17 protein-coding genes are annotated in these 17393 nt (G+C 64.3%); 12 read left to right on the top strand and 5 right to left on the bottom strand.

Annotated features, from left to right (window positions below; translation table 11 throughout):
* The first annotated feature begins 67 nt into the window (after positions 1–67).
* Both P9217_RS02035 and P9217_RS02030 read left to right on the top strand, forming a co-directional pair.
* Complete coding sequence (locus tag P9217_RS02035; RefSeq protein WP_278056965.1) at positions 68–577, top strand: Hsp20/alpha crystallin family protein; 510 nt, start codon at positions 68–70, stop codon at positions 575–577.
* Positions 578–948: 371 nt separating this feature from the next.
* Positions 949–2376: a hypothetical protein gene (locus P9217_RS02030; protein WP_278086751.1), complete on the top strand. Its 1428-nt coding sequence runs from the start codon at positions 949–951 to the stop codon at positions 2374–2376.
* A gap of 41 nt (positions 2377–2417) precedes the next feature.
* Here the strand turns inward: P9217_RS02030 and P9217_RS02025 are convergent, their stop codons facing one another.
* Entirely contained in the window at positions 2418–3311 is an 894-nt protein-coding gene (locus P9217_RS02025; protein ID WP_278086752.1) for a hypothetical protein, read from the bottom strand.
* A 388-nt stretch (positions 3312–3699) separates the two neighbouring features.
* On the opposite strand from P9217_RS02025, the gene P9217_RS02020 reads away from it, so the two are divergent.
* Positions 3700–5256, top strand: a complete 1557-nt coding sequence (locus P9217_RS02020; RefSeq protein WP_278086753.1) for a serine hydrolase — start codon at positions 3700–3702, stop codon at positions 5254–5256.
* Positions 5257–5322: 66 nt separating this feature from the next.
* Here P9217_RS02020 and P9217_RS02015 read toward each other — a convergent pair whose 3' ends face one another.
* Positions 5323–6258 (bottom strand): hypothetical protein, encoded by a 936-nt coding sequence (locus tag P9217_RS02015; protein WP_095801518.1) that lies wholly within the window; start codon positions 6256–6258, stop codon positions 5323–5325.
* Between the two features lie 181 nt (positions 6259–6439).
* Here P9217_RS02015 and P9217_RS02010 point away from each other — a divergent pair, with 181 nt between their 5' ends.
* Together P9217_RS02010 and P9217_RS02005 are read left to right on the top strand one after the other, a co-directional pair.
* Entirely contained in the window at positions 6440–7546 is a 1107-nt protein-coding gene (locus P9217_RS02010) for a KamA family radical SAM protein (RefSeq protein ID WP_278086754.1), read from the top strand.
* Between the two features lie 78 nt (positions 7547–7624).
* A complete protein-coding gene (locus P9217_RS02005) occupies positions 7625–8461 on the top strand; it encodes a BA14K family protein (protein WP_127324535.1) in 837 nt (278 codons plus the stop codon).
* A gap of 152 nt (positions 8462–8613) precedes the next feature.
* Here P9217_RS02005 and P9217_RS02000 read toward each other — a convergent pair whose 3' ends face one another.
* Positions 8614–9738, bottom strand: coding sequence for an alpha-hydroxy acid oxidase (locus P9217_RS02000; RefSeq protein WP_164747392.1), 1125 nt, complete (start codon positions 9736–9738; stop codon positions 8614–8616).
* A gap of 207 nt (positions 9739–9945) precedes the next feature.
* Between P9217_RS02000 and P9217_RS01995 the strand changes: the two genes are divergently transcribed.
* From P9217_RS01995 to P9217_RS01980, 4 genes are all read left to right on the top strand, one after another.
* Positions 9946–10554, top strand: coding sequence for a TetR/AcrR family transcriptional regulator (locus P9217_RS01995; protein WP_164746757.1), 609 nt, complete (start codon positions 9946–9948; stop codon positions 10552–10554).
* A gap of 83 nt (positions 10555–10637) precedes the next feature.
* A complete protein-coding gene (locus P9217_RS01990; protein ID WP_127324536.1) occupies positions 10638–11063 on the top strand; it encodes a globin family protein in 426 nt (141 codons plus the stop codon).
* 315 nt (positions 11064–11378) lie between these two features.
* Positions 11379–12251, top strand: coding sequence for a ferritin-like domain-containing protein (locus tag P9217_RS01985; RefSeq protein WP_127324537.1), 873 nt, complete (start codon positions 11379–11381; stop codon positions 12249–12251).
* A gap of 89 nt (positions 12252–12340) precedes the next feature.
* Positions 12341–13861: an FAD-dependent oxidoreductase gene (locus P9217_RS01980; RefSeq protein ID WP_278086755.1), complete on the top strand. Its 1521-nt coding sequence runs from the start codon at positions 12341–12343 to the stop codon at positions 13859–13861.
* A 93-nt stretch (positions 13862–13954) separates the two neighbouring features.
* On the opposite strand, the gene P9217_RS01975 is transcribed toward P9217_RS01980, so the two are convergent.
* Positions 13955–14143 (bottom strand): hypothetical protein, encoded by a 189-nt coding sequence (locus tag P9217_RS01975; RefSeq protein ID WP_066992893.1) that lies wholly within the window; start codon positions 14141–14143, stop codon positions 13955–13957.
* 219 nt (positions 14144–14362) lie between these two features.
* On the bottom strand, positions 14363–14572 hold the full coding sequence (locus P9217_RS01970) for a cold-shock protein (protein WP_066992896.1): 210 nt from the start codon (positions 14570–14572) through the stop codon (positions 14363–14365).
* A gap of 544 nt (positions 14573–15116) precedes the next feature.
* Between P9217_RS01970 and minC the strand changes: the two genes are divergently transcribed.
* The 3 genes from minC to minE all read left to right on the top strand — a co-directional run bounded on the left by minC (position 15117) and on the right by minE (position 17173).
* Positions 15117–15980: a septum site-determining protein MinC gene (minC, locus tag P9217_RS01965; protein WP_066992899.1), complete on the top strand. Its 864-nt coding sequence runs from the start codon at positions 15117–15119 to the stop codon at positions 15978–15980.
* A gap of 108 nt (positions 15981–16088) precedes the next feature.
* Complete coding sequence (gene minD / locus P9217_RS01960) at positions 16089–16904, top strand: septum site-determining protein MinD (RefSeq protein ID WP_067321964.1); 816 nt, start codon at positions 16089–16091, stop codon at positions 16902–16904.
* Positions 16901–17173, top strand: coding sequence for a cell division topological specificity factor MinE (minE, locus tag P9217_RS01955; protein WP_042638296.1), 273 nt, complete (start codon positions 16901–16903; stop codon positions 17171–17173). Before minD ends, minE begins: the two co-directional genes overlap by 4 nt.
* Positions 17174–17393: the final 220 nt, after the last annotated feature.

Raw genomic sequence — 17393 nt, 5'->3', positions numbered from 1 at the left:
CAAGCGCCGGGTGATGTTCCCGGCGCTTGTGGGCCTTGTCTTCCGGATGAACAGAAAGGAGGAAAACATGAGTGTTCGTGATCTGATTCCCTGGGGCCGAAACAATGGTAACCAGGTTCCAAGTGTCTTCCGCGACGGCGAACGCGATCCTTTCCTGTCGCTGCATCGCGAGGTGAATCGGCTGTTCGACGACGTCTTCCGGGGTTTCGGTTCCGGCTTGCCATCCCCAGGCGGCGTATCAGCCTTTGGTGCCGGCTGGCCGAGCGTTGAGATCTCCGACAACGAGAAGGAGATCAAGGTGGCGGCCGAAGTCCCGGGCCTGGACGAGAAGGACATCGAGGTGCTGCTTGATGATGGCGTGCTGACGCTGAAGGGTGAAAAGCGCTCCGAGACGGAGGACAAGGAGCGGCAGTTCTCCGAGCGCATCTATGGCCGCTTCGAGCGTCGAATCCCGCTGGGCTACGAGATCGAAGAAGACAAGATCGATGCCCGCTTCAAGAACGGCGTGCTGACGGTAATGCTGCCCAAGACCGCGAAGGCGCAGTCGCAGGCCAAGCGTATCGAAATCAAGAGCTGATGCCTGGATGCAGGGGTTGGACCGGCGGGTCCGGCCCCTGCGGCATGACGGAACCTCGGCGCTAGATGGAACGGCCAACGCTGGCGTAGGTGCTGGCTGGAGCGTGGCTCCCCTTCCAACGAGTGATCCGCCCGCAGCGGGCGCCAGGTGCTCGCTTGCGGCTCGATGACGTGCGGCCGACGCAGGCCATTCTAACCGTTTACCGCGCTGAGCGCAGATGCCGCTGACGGAACACCGCGCAAGCCTCTGGAAATCCGCGATAACCTTAATTCCTTCCTTCTTTTGGTCAGGCTTCCCGTACGGAACGTTAAGGGCTAGATTAGCAATTCGTTAAGTAATACGGCGGGTGTGAGCGTAAGAGGTGTGCCGTTATGAATTTCAAATCCCTGATCAAACGGGCCGAGGACGTAGACAAGGAATTTCAAGAGCTCCAGTCGGATCTGGCAGAGGCTTTCGAAGAATGTCTTTCGGCTGACGAAGAGACGTCCCCGGGATACGATTCTGCCGCCGACCTGGCGGCAAGCGAGGAGGATCCGCCGGGCGAGACTCAGTCCGAGGCTTCCGCCTCCCGGCTGACGCCGCACACCCAGACACGGTTGGCCGCCTTGGAAGCCGTTTCCGGACTCTTCCGCGACGGACAGGGTCATCTGGAGGAGATCGGGTCAAGGCTGGCCGAGATCGCCACAGCGCACCACATGACGCGCGATATCCTGAACGCCCTGCATCGCGATGCGCTGCGCGCCAATGAGCTGGAGCTGGAGAACGCCGCTCTGGGCGCCGAACACAAGGCCTTGTCGGAACAATTGCTTGACGCTACGCGCAAGCAGCGCGAACGCGACGGCGCGGCCGAGGCCTGGCAGCAGCGCGAGGCAAGTCTCGTCCAGGACAGGGAGTCGCTGCGCGAGGCGCTTGCAGCGGTGCGGCTCGAAATGGTCGAGATGGGCAATGAGAGCGCCAGGCGCGAGGCTGAGTTCGGTGAGATCGTCAAGACCCTGACGGCCAAGACCGTCGAAGCCGACAGGCGCGCTGTCGAGAACAAGCTGCTGCGCGAGAAGCAGGTCGGGCTTTCGATCGAGCTGGAGCAGGCGCAAAAGCGCGAGGCCGAGGCCCGGCACAAATTCGACGAGTTCGCGGCGACCCACGCCAACGAAGCCACGCGCATTGCCGAACTTATGGCCCAGCTCGGTAGCCACGAGAAGGAGGAGGCCCGGCTGCAGAAATCGTTGGAGACGACGCAGGCCAAGCTTGCCGAGACAGCCGAAGCCGCCCGCATTGCCGAAAGCGATGGCGCGGCGGAGCTTGCGCGGAGCCGGGCGGAGCTGCGCGGCTTGCGCTCCGAAATCCAGGAGCTGCAATCGCGGCTGGAGCAGGCCTCCATCGACAAGACCGAGGCGGTCGCCGAGGCGACAGGACTGAGGGCGCAGTTGAATGACGCCGTGACCGAGCGGCAGATCGCGGAAGAGAAGCTTGCCGTTCTCAGGAACGAGAGCGAATTGGACAAGAAGAATTTGTCGGTGATCAGTACCAACCTCTCGCAGCTATCGCTGCAGCAGGCGTCGGAGCAGATCCAGCTCGATATCCAGAAACAGGAATGCGAGGACCTGCGCGCCGAGGTCGAGACGCTGAATGCCCGCATCAAGGAGCTGCTGCCTTACGAGCGGCTGCACAGGGTGACGGACGCCCGGGCCCGGCAGGATGTTGTGCCCGTGACGAACGGGCATGTCACCAACGGGCATATCGTGGAGCCGGCGCGACCCACCGCGAGGCGCCGGCGCAACATGAGAGCTGCCGCGAGCTGAGGAAGGGCGTCTAGCCAGCTCAGCGCTTCACCGCTCTGGGCCTACTTGCCGGTCATCCGGTCAGCAAGCTGCTGGGCCTCGGCAAGCAGTGCCGGGAAGCCCGAATCGCCCGGCAGGCGCTCGCCCATGCAGGCGCGATAATCGCCGTCGCCTTTTTCCCAGGCGGCGTTGGCGGAATCATAGGCCTGCTGGTCCTTCAGGTCCGAGTTCTGATAGGTCTGCTGAAATTTCTGGGCAGCCGCGTCCGCCGCGGTCCAAAGCGCCTCGCAGGCCGCGATCTTCGGCACGGGCGGGGACGCGGGCGCCTCGGCGATCAGGACGCGGTCGCCCTTGACGACCGCGACGACGACCTGCTGGTCGTAGATCGGTCCGACATCCTGCGTCCAGCCGCCGAGCCGCGCGACGGCGATATCGGCGCCTTCGGGCTTCTTTAGTGAAAAGTCGAGCGTCTTCACGAATGCGGCGTCGCTGCCGATCGCCTGCGTATAGAAGGCGTCTAGCTTGAGCGCGTCCTCGATGCCGGCGGGCAGCCGCAGGCCTTCATCGTCCTCGTCAGCCTTGGACCGCAGCCAGCGCTCGACCAGCCCGCGGGTCGTCGCGACGATGCTCGGGCCGGCATCGCTCTTGGCGTAGCGCAGCCCGTCCAGCATGCCGAAGCCAATATCGGAGGCGCTCAGGCTCTGCAGATTGATCGTGCCGGTTGCCGGAAAATCCTTGACCGCAAGCGGGCCGAGAATGGCGGAAAGACGCTTTTCCAGATCGGCCAGCGCCTTGGTGTTGGCGCCATCGAGCGCCTCCACTTCCGCGTTCGAGCTCTCCTGCGCCGCGATGTCGGAAATCGCCTTGTCGCGCGCGGCGATATAGTCGTCCTCCGGCGATGCCGCGAAAACCACGCCGCTCGCCAGCGCGAACAAAAACGCCCAGACCAGCCGCATTCTATAACCCCAATTCAAACCAAAGCCCTTGTGGCCTTCGCCTGACTTGGCGGCTTTTGCGTGGCGGAATCCCGGGGAGAACCCGAATTTAATATCCGGCCTTCCGCGATGATTGGCGAAAGCCGGCGCCACATCTGATCTCCCCCCAAGTGGGGGAGATGTCCGGCAGGACAGAGGGGGGCGCGAAGGAACGCAAGCTTTCGTGTCCAGAGCACAGCCATGATGTCGGGGACGGCCGGATCTTCTGAGACGGGCGCAGGCCCAGAGGTGAGGGACGCACCCGGCGCCACACCAGTCGATTGGGAGGATGATCAGGGCCGCGCAAGACTTGGCCAAGCCGGTGCCTGCCTGTACAATCTTAGGGTGAATGCAGGGAAGGGAGCGCGCGATGCGGCTTGGTCGGGATCTCTGTCATTTGACGGTTTTGGCCTTCATCGCCGGACTGGCGCTTTGGCCGCACGCGGCATCGGCCGATCCCGTCACGCCCGCGCGCATCGCCGCCGCCTTGCCGAAGCTCGAAGCGCTGGCGCAAGCCGCCGTCGCCGATGGTGCGGTCCCCGGCCTTGCCATCGGCGTCGTGCATGACGACAAGGTGATCTTCCTCAAGGGTTTCGGGCATCGCGAAGCCGGCAGACCGGAGCCGGTCGACGCCGACACGGTGTTCCAGATCGCCTCCCTTTCGAAGCCGATCTCGGCTACCGTCGTGGCCGCGCTGGTCAGCGACGGGGTGGTATCCTGGGATTCGAAGATCGCCGATCTCGATCCGGCCTTCCGCCTTGCCGATCCCTATCCCACCGGCGAACTCACCATCCGCGATCTTTTCACGCATCGCAGCGGCCTTCCCGGCACTGCCGGAGACGACCTCGAGGGCATCGGCTACGACCGCGCCGAGATCCTTCGCCGCCTCCGCTTTGTGTCGCCATCGTCGAGCTTTCGCGCCGGCTATTCCTACAGCAATTTCGGGCTGACCGAGGGTGCCGTCGCGGCCGCGAAGCCGACAGGCAAGCCCTGGGAGACGGTCGCGGAGGAAAAGCTCTACCGCCCGCTTGGAATGGCCGCGACCAGCTCCCGTCACGCGGACTTCATCAGCCGCGCCAATCGCGCCGCGCTGCATGTCAAGATCGACGGCGTCTGGGCCGCAAAGGTCAAGCGCAATGTCGATCCTCAGGCGCCGGCGGGCGGCGTGAATTCCAGCGCGCGCGATCTCATGCAATGGATGCGCCTGGTGCTCGGCGACGGGGTTTATGCCGGCCGGACGCTGATTGCTTCCGATGCGCTGCGACAGACGCATCTGCCCCAGATGGCGCTCGGCCGCAATCCCGTAACCGGAGGCGAGTCTTTCTATGGCCTCGGCTGGAATATTGATTTCGGCCGGCACGGCCTGAGCTGGGGCCATGCAGGCGCCTTCAGCGTCGGTGCGCGTACGGTGGCGACGCTGTTTCCGCAGGAGAAGCTTGGCATCGTTATCCTTGCGAACGCCTTCCCGACCGGTGTCCCGGAAGGGTTGTCCGACAGCTTTGCCGATCTGGTCTTCGACGGAAAAGTCGAAAAGGACTGGGTCGAGGCCTGGGACAGAATCTATGCCGGGATGCTGGGTCCGGCGATCGCCGCGGCCAAGGCCGAATATGCCGCGCCTCCGTCTCCGCCAAGGCCGGCCCGGCCGGCCAGCGCCTATTCCGGCCGCTACGGCAATGACTTCATCGGCGGCGTGACCGTGTCGAGCGCGGGCGACGGCCTTGTGCTCGAGGTCGGACCGGCCGGAGCGCGGTCCTATTCGCTGACGCATTTCGACGCCGATCTGTTCCTGACCCATCCCGACGCCGAGACGCCGGACCGGCCGGCGGGCGTGAGCTTCGTCGTCGGCCCCGACGGCAAGGCCTCGGCGATGACGATCGAGTTCCTCGACGACAATCATCTGGGCAGGCTGCAGCGGGTGGGAGACTGATCGCTTCACCCAGAGCCGTGCGGCGATTCTGGGTGAACGACAGAGTCAAAACAAAGACCAGCGGGCTCAGGATGCCTGCCCGTAGCGGAGCAGCTTGAAGCAGTCGCCGCTGCCCGTCTTTGTCTGCGTCAGCACCGATTTCGCGCGGTCGATCCATTCCTGCTGCGATTTGGTGTCGGTCTCGATCGCATCAACCGGTGCAAGGGCGACGAAACTCTTGCCCTTGCTGAAGAGCCAGCAGGCGCGGGCGAGAAACCGCCTGCTGCGCTGGCGCAGCAGGTCGGCGTCATAGAGGATGTCGAGCACCTCGTGCTTGATCTTCGGTTCCTTGTCGGGCTTGGCGACCGCGGCCTCCACCGCCTCGTCGCCGATCGCCTCATGCAGGTCCTTGTAGTCGAGGGCTAACTGCGTCGTCGCGTATTTGATCTCGTTCTCGTCGCGCACGATGTTGAACCACAGCGTCGGATCGATCTCGTTGACGACAAAGGTGGCTTCGAGGTCGCGCGACAGGTTCAGGATTTCGAAGTCTCGAACATCGACATCACGTTCGACCAGCAGGATCTTTTCGACCTGCTTGGCGAGCTCCGTTCCCCTGGCGGTGATCGCGGCGTTGCTTCCGCCGTGTTCGGGGCCGACATAGGCGCCGCCCTCATCCAGTATCTCGTCGAACTCGCCCAGCGTTTCGATGACGGGGGCGCCGCGGGCAACGCGCGCCGCCAGCTTGGCGAGAACCTGCTGCAGCTCGGTCTCGCGCTTGCGCTGGTCCTGATAGTTCTGCTGGAAGAAGAAGATGAACAGCGAAACGCCGATGCCGATCAGGATCACGCCCAGCTGCGAAAAGATGTTGCGATAATATTCCAGCAGCTTTTCGCGATGGCGCAGTTCGTCGCGCACGCTGTGCGCCACGCGCAGATTGACGATCAGCGAAATGATCAGCAGCCCGGCGCCGACCAGGATGAGCCCACCGATGAGAAGGTAGCCATGGCCTGCGCTGAAATCCATTCGTGTCCCCCGAAGCCTGCGCCAAATTAGCGCCAATTTCGTCGCGCTCAAAGCCACGAGACAAGCTGGACATCAGGCCCAGCCGGTCTCGCGCGCCGCTCCACCGCTCTGCGGCAACCAAAACGATTGACCCGGCCATCCATCCGGCCGATATCCCGCGCAAGTTCGTACCGAGACCCCAATGACCTCAGATACCGATCTCAAGGAAGCCGCGCGCGGACCCGACGCCGCCTGGCAGGACGACGTGCGTGCCGGCGTGCGCCATGTGCGCGACCTCGCAGCCCTGCCGCTCTCACCGGCCGAGCGCGCCGCCGCGCAGCAAGCCGCGGCCGCCCACAAGGTGCGCGTGCCGAAAGCCTATCTCGACCTGATCGACTGGAACGATCCGAACGATCCGATCCGCGCGCAGGTGATCCCGTCGCCGGACGAGTTGATCACTGCCGAGGGCGAGCTCGGCGATCCGATCGGCGATCACGCCTTCAGCCCGGTGCCCAGGCTGACGCATCGCCATGCCGACCGCGTGCTCTTGTTTCCGACCTATCAATGCGCGGTCTATTGCCGCTTTTGTTTTCGCAAGGAGTCGCTGACTTCGATCGGCCGCGGCTATACGCGCGAGGCGCTGGAGCCGGCCCTCGCTTACATCGCCCAACATAGCGAGATCCGCGAGGTGATCCTGACCGGCGGCGATCCGCTGTCGCTGCCCGACAAGGCGCTCGCCGAAATCCGCGCCCGCATCGAGGCCATCCCGCATGTCCGGCTCCTGCGCATCCACACCCGCGTGCCGGTGGCGCTGCCGTCGCGCATCACGCCCGGCCTTGTGGCGGCCCTGCAAGGAAGGCTGATGGTGACGGTGGTCACTCACTTCAACCACCCACGCGAGATCACGCCGGACACCGAAACGGCTTGCCGGACCATGCGTCAGGCGGGTTTTGTTCTGCTTAACCAGAGCGTTCTCTTGAAGGGCGTCAACGACAAGGTCGAGGTGCTGGAAGAGCTCTGCCGCGAGCTGATCTATCGGCTGGGCGTAAAACCTTACTATCTTCACCATGGTGATCTGGCGCCGGGCATGGCGCACCGCCGCACCACGATTGCCGAGGGCCAGGCGCTGGCCGCGGAACTGCGCCGGCGCCTCTCCGGCATCTGCAACCCGACCTATGTCATCGATCTGCCCGATGGCGGCGGCAAGGTGCCGCTCGGCCCCAGCCACATCGAGGGCCGGGACAGCGAGACATGGCGGATTCGCGGGCAGGACGGGAAGGTGAGGGAGTATGGCGAGGTGGTCGCCTAGTTCCTCATCTCGAGAGGCGGCAGAGGAACTCCCATCCCGCCCCCCGCATTGTATAGCGGGGGGTCGAAGGAGAGCAGCGTGAAGGCATTGTTGGGAATCGTCGGCGGCTTCGTGCTGACCCTGGCCGTGTTTGCCTCAGGGCTCGCCTTCGCCACTTGGCTGCTGGCCGCCAAGCCGGTGCGCCAGGCAACGCCGGCGATCGGCGTTTCGGAGCTCTGGACCAAGGACGCCAGGCCCGTCGATCCGGCGAAGCAGGATCTCGAGCGCATCCCGGCCCAGCAGGCCGCCGGCGCGTCCGTTAAGGCGGACGAGGGGGCCAAAGCGGCGGATACGGCCACGCAGACCGCAGCTCTCCCAACGCCGCAAGCCGCCGCGCCGCGGCAGTTGCAGCCCTTGCCCGAGATCTCTCCGCCCAATGGTTCACAGACGGGCCAGGCCGATGCGGCTGAACAGCCTTCGCAGCAGGCGCCGGCCCAGCAGGCACAATTGCCCGCCGCGCATCTCGAATGGTGCGCCAACCGCTATCGCAGCTACCGCCCGCAAGAAAACAGCTACCGCTCCTACAGCGGGGAGACTCGCCCCTGCATCTCGCCCTATTTCGATCCGGGCGGCGATCGCACAGCCTCGACCGACGGGCACCAACCCGATCAGCCCTGGATGAACAATCAAGGCGAGGTGACTGACGACCAGGCCGAGGTGGAAGGCTACGCCACGACACGGGACGGCTACGCGACGACTTATGGCGGCCCGCCGGAAGAGATTTTGCCGGAAGACCAGCCTTCCAGGGATCGGCTGCTGGGCCCGCAAATGTCGGGCGATCATATCGACTCCTGCTTCAGCCGCTATCGCTCCTACGATCCGCAGGACAACACTTACCAGCCCTATGACGGCGGCCCGCGCCGGCAGTGCGAGTAGGGCAGGCCCACGTTCCTGCGAAGTGACGCTTGGCTCCTGAAGGCGCCCCTTGGGGGGGGATGGTCGGTAGACCAGCGGGGGGGTGCATATCGAATGGCTAACGTTAGCGCCGCCCTTCGGCACCTTCCCGCCGCGAACGGGAGATGATCGGCTCAATTCAGCACTCGGCCATCAATCTCCGCGACGCTCGTTGTCCCGGTCAGCGCCATGGTGACGGACAACTCCTTGCGCAGAATGTCGATTGCCGTCGCCACGCCCGCCTCGCCGCCGGCGCCGAGGCCGTAGATATAGGCGCGTCCGACCAGGCAGGCTCGGGCACCGAGAGCCAGCGCCCGCATCAGATCCTGGCCTGAGCGCACGCCGCCGTCGAACAGCATCTCGACATCGGAGCCCACCGCGTCCGCTATCCTCGGCAGCATCGAGATGGTTGACGGCGCGCCGTCAAGCTGCCGGCCGCCATGGTTGGACACCACAATGGCGTCGGCGCCGGCCCTGCTGGCGCTGCGCGCGTCGTCGACATTGAGGATGCCCTTGAGGATCAGCTTGCCCGGCCAGATGCTCCTGATCCAGTCGACATCGCTCCAACTCAGCGTCGCGTCGAACTGATGCGCCACCCAATCCGCCACCGCCTTGATGCTGTCCTCGCCCTTCACATGGCCGGCGAGGTTGCCGAAGGTCCAGCGTTTGGCCGAAAGCATGCGGGCCGCCCAGGCCGGGCGGCTGGCGATGTCGACGATCGTGCGAAGTTTGAGCGCCGGCGGCACCGAAAGCCCGTTCCTGACATCGGCGTGGCGCTGGCCCAGCACTTGCAGGTCGACCGTGAGTACCAGCGCGCTGCAGCGCGCGGCGTCGGCGCGTTCGATGAGCGAGCGCACGAAGCCGCGATCCTTCATCACATAGAGCTGGAACCAGAATGGCTTGCCGACAGCTTGCGCCACATCTTCGATCGAGCAGATCGACATCGTGCTCATCGTATAGGGAATGCACGCGGCTTTTGCCGCCCGGCAGGCGAGGATCTCGCCATCGGCCCATTGCATGCCGCCGAGGCCGATCGGTGCAAGGGCTATCGGCAGCGACACCTTCTCACCGAGGATCGTGGTTGCCGTGTCGCGCTGCTCGACATCGACCAGGACGCGCTGCTTGAGCGTGATGCGCTCCAGGTCGGCGCGGTTGGCGCGCAGCGTCTGCTCGGCATAGGAGCCGGACTCCGCATAGTCGAAGAAGACGCGCGGCACGCGGCGGCTCGCGGCCCGGCGCAGGTCCTCGATGCAGGTCATGCCCTTGAGCAGTTGCGGCGCCGCCGATGTTGCCCTGATCTCGTCGGGCAAAGTCACGATGCCCGTCGGAACATCGAGTGGCGTGGGGACTGCTCGTTCCATCGTCGTCCTCCCATAAAATATTAGCGAATGCTGATTATTGAAGGTCGCGTGGCCGCTGATGTAAATTCACTAGCGAGTATACTTACGGCAACGGCAGCGCGCCCCATGCCCAGAGCGTCCGACGAGACCAGGCCCGAGATCCTCCAGGCGGCTTACAAGCTGTTTCGCCGCCGGGGCTTTTTCCGCGTTGGCATGGACGAGATCGCCGATGCCGCCGGCGTCACCAAGCGCACGCTCTACTATCATTTCGACAGCAAGGACGCGCTCTTGACCGCCGTGCTCGCTTCGCAGCATGAGCGTACATTCGCCGACTTCCAGAATTACGGCATCGAGTTTTCGGGCGGCGCGGACGTGCTGATCGACAAGCTTTTCGAGGGGCTGGTCAAGTGGTCGTCCAAGCCGCGCTGGGCGGGCTCCGGCTTCACCCGGCTGGCGATCGAGCTTGCCGACCTGTCCGGCCACCCCGCGCGCGTGATCGCGCGCCAGCACAAGGCGCTGATGGAGCGTCATCTGGAAATGCTGCTCGCCGAAGCGAAGGTGCCGTCGCCGAAGGAGCGGGCCCGCGAGCTATTCCTGCTGATCGAGGGCGCCATGGTGATGATCCTGATCCACGGCGACCAGAGCTATTGCAGCGCCGCGGCGGATGCGGCGAAGCGGCTGATGGCAGCCGAGGTGGAGTTTCCGCAACACGATACCCGCCCAACACACGCCTGAAACACACCCGCTCCACAACCGGCATGCCAGCGAAACGCTCGCGCCGGATGTTTGCAGCCTAGCAAATGCGGAGGAGCACGCCGATGACACCCGACCAGATCAGGCTTGTGCAGGACAGTTTTCGCGAGGTCGTGCCGATCAAGGAGGCGGCCGCGGCCTTGTTCTACGAGAAGCTGTTTGCCATTGACGCCAGCCTCAAGGGGCTGTTTCGCGCAACGGACATGAGCAGGCAGGGCGCCAAGCTGATGGCGGCGCTGGGCTTCGTCGTGCATGGCCTTTCCCGCGCCGAGACCATCCTGCCCGCCGTGCAGGATCTCGCCAGGTGCCATGTCGGCTATGGCGTCGAGGAGCATCATTATCCGATCGTCGGCCAGGCGCTGATCGAGACGCTGGAGGCGGGCCTGGGCGAGGCCTTCACGCCTCAGGTCCGCGAGGCCTGGCAAGCCGCCTACGGCCTGCTCGCCGGCGTCATGATCGTCGCAGCCCGTGAGGTGGAGCTGGCGGCTTGAGCTCTCGTCAGGCTGGAGCGCGAAGCCGAGCGCGGCAGGCGATCTCCTGGGCCTTGTTCATGGCCCGGAGGTCGCGGCGAGGCGCCCGTCGCCGCCCTGCCTGCAAGCCCGGCGCCGACCTGGGCGACAGGGCTCGAGCCATTGGCTGCGCAAAACCGCACCGGCGCCACGCGAGCCGTATCGCGGCCGCATCAGGCTCCCCCAGGCAAAGCCATATCGGCTTCTTTTCAGGAACATTCTGCCTTCTGCGAAGTTTGGCGGCTGGCCCGCTCATTGAGGCCAAACCGGTTGATAGGCGGGCTTCGGGAGGAAGCTATGACCGCTGTCACGCCTTCACTTCATGTTTGTCGCCGCCGGGCACTGCAAATCGGTCTTGGAGCGACCATTGCTTCAGCGGCCGGCGTTGCTTCGACTTCGTCTGCTGCCGCGCAGGACGACATAAAGGACGAAGACATTTTCCGCTTCGCGCTCAACCTGGAATATATGGAGGCTGAATATTACCTCCGCGGCACCACGGGAAAAGGCATCGATGACTCGGACATCGGTTCCAAACCCGGCGATGTCGTCGGCGGCAAAAAGGTTGCCTTCGATACGCCCGCGCTCGGTGAATTCATGCGCGAGGTCGCGGAAAACGAACTTGCCCATGTCAGGTTCTATCGCAAGACGCTGGCGTCGAACGCGGTGGACCGGCCGGCGATCGATTTCGATGCCGGCTTTGCCGCGGTCGCCAAGGCGGCCGGCCTCGGCGACGATTTCGATGCGTTTGGCAACCAGATGAATTTCGTGCTCGGCGGCATGCTGTTCGAGGACGTCGGTGTGACGGCCTACGCCGGTGCGGCAACTGTCCTGAAGAACAAGGAATTCCTCGCTGCCGCGGCTGGAATTCTCGCGGTCGAGGCCTATCACATGGGAATGGCGCGGTCGTCGCTCTATCGCATGGGCGAGAAGGCCTGGAAGGCGGCGAATGCAGTTTCCGACGCACGCGACAAGATCGATGGGAACGAGGACAAAGACCAGGGCATTCAGGTCGACGGCAAGGCCAACGTCGTTCCTTCGACGCCGGATGCGATTGCCTTCACAAGGACGCCGCAGGAGGTGCTGCGCATCGTCTATCTGACCGATCAGTCGGGTGTGGGCAAGGGCGGCTTTTACCCGAACGGGATGAACGGAACGCTCAAGAGCACCTAGCCGTTAGGGTGGAGCCGGTCACGATGATCTGCAACCCGGCCGAGCAGCATTCGGCGCGGGCATCCGATTTCGTTTCGACGAGGCAGACAATGAACGTCAGCAGCGAAGCGACCAGATCTTTTTGGACACTCGACACCAGCTTGCCCAACGCGCCTCGCCTCGAGCAGGATGAGCATTGTGACGTAGCGGTCGTCGGCGCCGGCATCGCCGGCGTTTCCATCGCCTACGAACTGGCCTTGGCGGGACGCAAGGTGGTGCTCGTGGATCGCGGCCCCTTGCTCGGCGGCATGACATCGCGCACGACCGCCCATCTGGCACCCATCTGCGACGACGGCTTGAGCGCGCTGATCGACATGCGCGGCGAGGCTCTGGCGCGCGGATTCCAGGAAAGCCAGCAAGCCGCCGTCGACCGCATCGAACGCCATGTCGCCACGCTGGAGATCGACTGCGATTTCCGCCGGCTGGACGGCTTCCTGTTCCCGGCGGCATGGATGGACGAGAAAGAGGCCGCCAGAGAATGCAACAAGGAGTATGCGGCTGCGGCAAAGATCGGCGCCGAAGCTGAGCATGGCAAGGGTGTGCCGCTCAAGGGCCATGAATCGGCGCCCATCCTGCGCTATCCAGACCAGGCGACCTTCCACCCGCTGAAATATTTGCGCGCGCTGCTGGCCGATTTCGAGAAACGAGGCGGCAAGGCATTCGCCGACAGCGCCGCCACCGAAATCGAGGAGGGGGACAAGGTTCGCCTGAAATGCGACGGCGGCTCCACCGTAACGGCTTCGAACGCAGTGTTTGCCACCAATTCCCCGATCAACACCTGGGTCAAGATCCACAGCAAGATGGCGCCTTACCGCACCTATGCAATGGCTTTCGATATTGCCAGGGGAACCCTCCCGGATGCGCTCTACTGGGATATGGACGATCCCTATTATTATGTCCGCCTCAATCCCGGCCCCGGCAAGACGGACTGTCTCATAGCCGGCGGCCGCGATCACAAATCGGGCGAAGCGGATGACGGCGCGGCGCGCTTTGTCGCGCTCGAGGCCTGGATCAGGGCATTGGTGCCCGATCTTGGCGGAGAACGAGCGCGATGGTCCGGCCAGGTCCTCGAAACGATCGACTTTTGCGGCTTCATTGGCCGAAGCCCCGGCAACGGCAACGTCTTCATCGCCACCGGCGACTCCGGCCAGGGCATGACGCATGGCGCCTTGGCCGGACTGCTGATCCGCGATCTGATCGTGGACGGATCGAACTCCTGGGAAGCCGTCTACGCCCCCGACCGGACGCCGCCCGCCGCGCTCGCGCACTACGTCAATGAGAATCTTACGACGGTGAAGAACCTTGCCGGCTATTTGCTGCCCGGTGAGGTCAAGTCGGCCGACGCCCTCGAGCCCGGCGAAGGCGGCATACTTCAGGACGGCTTGAGCAAGTTCGCCGTGTGCCGCGATCGCGACGGCAAGCTGCACCGGCATTCGGCCAGTTGCACGCATCTCGGCTGCATCGTGCACTGGAATTCGACCGAGCAATGCTGGGATTGCCCCTGCCACGGCTCGCAGTTCGCGCCGGACGGGACTGTCCTCAACGGCCCGGCCATCCGGCCTTTGGGATAGTTCGGCTGAAGGGAATTGGATCGGCGATTCCCAGCCGCGGGAAGTCGAGTCGAATCGCGTCGGGAGAAGTGGACTTCCCCAAAACCTCCGTCGCTATTTTCGCCTTGCCGGCTTCTTCTTTGGCTCCGCTTCAACCGGCCCGCGGGCGAGCCTGGCCGCGCGGAGCCGTTCCGTCTTTGCCTGCCGCGCTGCCGCTTCGCCCTCGATTATCGTGCGCGCCGTCTTCGTGGTGGCTTCGCTCTTGGCGTCGCCCTTCGGCTTGAACACACTGGTTTCGGCCATGGTCTACCTCGCAATTTGAAATGAAGAAGGCCGGGCAAGCCCGACCTTCCAAAGCATATCTCCCAAAATCGGAAACCGGTTAGGGGAAGACATGCGTAAAATCCCAAAACATGTTGCCCGAAATCGGGAGCCGGTTTCGGGACGAAGACATCCGCAAGATCAAAGTGCTCCAAGGCCAATGCCGGTACATCCGCGGTCAAAGGCCATGGATGCACGGCATCAGCCCGCCTGGATATTCTCCGCCGAGCTTTTGCCGTTTCGCTGGTTCTTCACGATGTCGAAGCTCACCTTCTGGCCCTCCGCTAGCGAGCGCATTCCGGCGCGCTCGACGGCGGAGATATGGACGAACACGTCCGGCTGCCCATTGCCCTGCTCGATGAAGCCGAAGCCTTTCGTGGCGTTGAAAAACTTCACGGTTCCAGTAGTCATACGATTTTCCTTTCAAATCGACGCAAATCATCGCCGCCTGGCTGCGTGCCAAACGTCGCAGTCTTCGAAATTGAGAGGGAAGATCGTCAGGGCGCCAAGGCGCAGAAACAACGTTCGTTCAACAAGTTCGATTTGAAAAACATAGCGCTTAACCGCAGCGGCGACAAGGCGATGCGAAATAATATTATCGAAGGCCGTTGTCCTGAAAGCTTCCGGGCGACTAATTGCGCCTGAGCCGCCCGACTCCTATAGCGGGCTTCCGCCCGGCGCCGATGAAAAGCGCCGAAATACAGATCTTCATCTGCCGCCGACAAGCTCCGAAATGCCGAGCAGATTGTTGGCCCGCTAGCCCCGCTGAGCATCTCCTACCAGCTCACGCCTCGTGTCGAATTGTGTGCTGGTTAGACACGGGGGCAGGCACTGTGACCACCCCGCCACAAAACTTAGCCGCGCCAGTTCCTCAGCGGCCGCCACCCGCAAGATTAACCTTTTGTTAACCATTCGCCCGGCACCCTTTAACCATTGAGTAAGGATTCGTCTGGCCGTGACCTTCGCCGCCCCTTTGCACAACAAATCCATCCGCTTCCGCGCCCGCTCCTTCGTCGCTTTCACGCTGACGCCGGAGGCGCCGATCGACGAGTGGCTGGAGGGGCTCGATCACTGGATCGGCAACTCGCCGGGCTATTTCAACGGCCGCCCGGTAGTGTTGGATCTCAATACTTTGAAGCCGGGCCCGGAGGAGATCGCTGCACTTGTCGGCACGCTCGCCCGGCGCGGCATCCGCGTCTATGCGATCGAGCTCGAGGGCGCCGAGCTCGGCCCCGATTTGCCGCCGCTGCTCGCCGGCGCCAAGGAGGCGACCGCCGAGGGGTTGCTGGGCAGGGCCGCGCGCAAGGCGAAGGCGGAAGAGATCACGGTCGAGACGGCTACGGTCGAGGACGTGCAGCCGGGGCAAATGAGGGCGCCGCAGGATGAACTGGCGAAGCTCGATGCGCAGAACGCGCGAGCCGCCGAAGCAGCCAAGTCGGAACCGGCCGGGTCGGGGCAGGGTGCTGTACCGGCACGGCACGAGCCTTCCGCCGGCACGCTGATGATCAAGGCGCCGATCCGCTCGGGGCAGTCGGTCTTTCATCCGCATGGCGACGTCATCGTGCTGGGCTCGGTCGCGTCCGGCTCGGAAATCGTCGCCGGCGGCTCGATCCATGTCTACGGCACGCTGCGCGGCCGGGCGATCGCCGGCTCGGAAGGCAACACATCGGCGCGCATCTTCTGCCGCAAGAATGAGGCCGAGCTGCTCGCCGTCGACGGCTGGTACACCACGGCCGAGGAGATGGAAGGCGTTTCGCGCGGCAAGGCGGTGCAGGCCTTCCTCGAAAACGATGCGCTGTGCGTGGTGCCGCTCGGCTGAGTCTTTGGCCGCGCAAGCTTCGGACCGGTTTCGCGTGCCATTGTCCTTCATGAGTCCGCCGTGCCCGGCACGGCCAGAGAATAAAAATCGCCAACGGAGGCTGGATATATGGGCAAGGTAGTCGTGGTCACCTCGGGCAAGGGGGGCGTCGGCAAGACAACCTCGACGGCCGCGCTCGGCGCTGCCGTGGCCAAGACCGGCAAGAAGGTTGCGCTGGTCGATTTCGACGTTGGCCTGCGCAATCTCGACCTCATCATGGGCGCCGAGCGCCGCGTGGTGTTCGACCTCGTCAACGTTATCCAGGGCACCGCAAAACTGTCGCAGGCGCTGATCCGCGACAAGCGGCTGGAGACGCTCTATCTGCTGCCGGCCTCGCAGACGCGCGACAAGGACGCGCTGACCGAGGAGGGCGTTGCCGAAGTCATCGCCCGGCTGCGCTCGGTGTTCGACTATGTCTTCTGCGACAGCCCGGCCGGCATCGAGCGCGGCGCCCAGCTTGCCATGCGCTTCGCCGACGAGGCGGTCATCGTCACCAACCCGGAAGTGTCGTCGGTGCGAGATTCCGACCGCATCATCGGCCTGCTCGACGCCCGCACCATGAAGGCCGAGCAGGGCGAGCTGATCCAGAAGCACGTGCTGGTCACGCGCTATGACGCGACGCGCGCCTCGCGCGGCGAGATGCTGTCGATCGACGACGTGCTGGAGATCCTTTCGACGCCGCTGCTCGGCATCATCCCGGAAAGCCAGGATGTGCTCAGGGCCTCCAACCTCGGCGCGCCGGTGACGCTCAGCGAGCCGATCAACACCGCCGCCAAGGCCTACCTCGAAGCGGCACGGCGCCTGGAGGGCGAGGACCTGCCGGTGGTCGTCCCCTTCGAGCGCAAGGGTTTCCTCGAACGGCTTCTCGGAAGGAGGGCGGCATGAGCATTCTCGACCTCTTCAAGCGGCGCACCAGTGCGCCTGTGGCGCGCGAGCGGCTGCAGCTGCTGCTCGCCTATGAACGCCAGAGCCGTGGCCAGCCAGACCTCGTCTCCATCCTGCGCGAGGAGATCATGGCCGTCATTGCCAAGCATGTGCAGATCGACCAGGACTATCTCCAGGTCTCGATGGATCGCGGCGCCACCATGTCGACGCTGGAGATCGACATCCAGATCCCCAACAAGAGCGCCGCGCCGCTCGCGATGGCGGGGTGAAGCTGGTTTAGCGCCGGCGGGACAGCACCCCCCTCTGTCCTGCCGGACATCTCCCCCGCAAGGGCCCGCAAGGGGGAGATCAGATGTCGTCGCCGCTTTCGCCAACTTCCGACGGAGCATGAAGAGCGCGGCAGCCGGAGCTGCCAATCTCCCCCCTTGCGGGGGGAGATGCCCGGCAGGGCAGAGGGGGGTGTCTCGCGCCAACCTTCGCCACTTCCCT

This window comes from Mesorhizobium sp. WSM4989, assembly GCF_029625795.1.
Classification (GTDB): domain Bacteria; phylum Pseudomonadota; class Alphaproteobacteria; order Rhizobiales; family Rhizobiaceae; genus Mesorhizobium.
The sequence above is the reverse complement of the archived record's forward strand: the minus strand, read 5'-3'. Positions and strand labels throughout refer to the sequence as shown.

Excerpts from the sequence above, each read along its gene's own strand:
- P9217_RS02000 (WP_164747392.1), bottom strand. The coding sequence starts at position 9,738 with ATGACCTGCATCGAGGACCTGCGCCGGGCCGCGAGCCGCCGCGTGCCG.
- P9217_RS01990 (WP_127324536.1), top strand. The coding sequence starts at position 10,638 with ATGACACCCGACCAGATCAGGCTTGTGCAGGACAGTTTTCGCGAGGTC.
- P9217_RS01985 (WP_127324537.1), top strand. The coding sequence starts at position 11,379 with ATGACCGCTGTCACGCCTTCACTTCATGTTTGTCGCCGCCGGGCACTG.
- minE (WP_042638296.1), top strand. The coding sequence starts at position 16,901 with ATGAGCATTCTCGACCTCTTCAAGCGGCGCACCAGTGCGCCTGTGGCG.
- P9217_RS01995 (WP_164746757.1), top strand. The coding sequence starts at position 9,946 with ATGCCCAGAGCGTCCGACGAGACCAGGCCCGAGATCCTCCAGGCGGCT.
- P9217_RS01970 (WP_066992896.1), bottom strand. The coding sequence starts at position 14,572 with ATGACTACTGGAACCGTGAAGTTTTTCAACGCCACGAAAGGCTTCGGC.
- P9217_RS02035 (WP_278056965.1), top strand. The coding sequence starts at position 68 with ATGAGTGTTCGTGATCTGATTCCCTGGGGCCGAAACAATGGTAACCAG.
- P9217_RS01980 (WP_278086755.1), top strand. The coding sequence starts at position 12,341 with ATGAACGTCAGCAGCGAAGCGACCAGATCTTTTTGGACACTCGACACC.
- P9217_RS02015 (WP_095801518.1), bottom strand. The coding sequence starts at position 6,258 with ATGGATTTCAGCGCAGGCCATGGCTACCTTCTCATCGGTGGGCTCATC.
- P9217_RS02010 (WP_278086754.1), top strand. The coding sequence starts at position 6,440 with ATGACCTCAGATACCGATCTCAAGGAAGCCGCGCGCGGACCCGACGCC.
- P9217_RS02025 (WP_278086752.1), bottom strand. The coding sequence starts at position 3,311 with ATGCGGCTGGTCTGGGCGTTTTTGTTCGCGCTGGCGAGCGGCGTGGTT.
- P9217_RS01975 (WP_066992893.1), bottom strand. The coding sequence starts at position 14,143 with ATGGCCGAAACCAGTGTGTTCAAGCCGAAGGGCGACGCCAAGAGCGAA.
- P9217_RS02020 (WP_278086753.1), top strand. The coding sequence starts at position 3,700 with ATGCGGCTTGGTCGGGATCTCTGTCATTTGACGGTTTTGGCCTTCATC.
- minD (WP_067321964.1), top strand. The coding sequence starts at position 16,089 with ATGGGCAAGGTAGTCGTGGTCACCTCGGGCAAGGGGGGCGTCGGCAAG.
- P9217_RS02030 (WP_278086751.1), top strand. The coding sequence starts at position 949 with ATGAATTTCAAATCCCTGATCAAACGGGCCGAGGACGTAGACAAGGAA.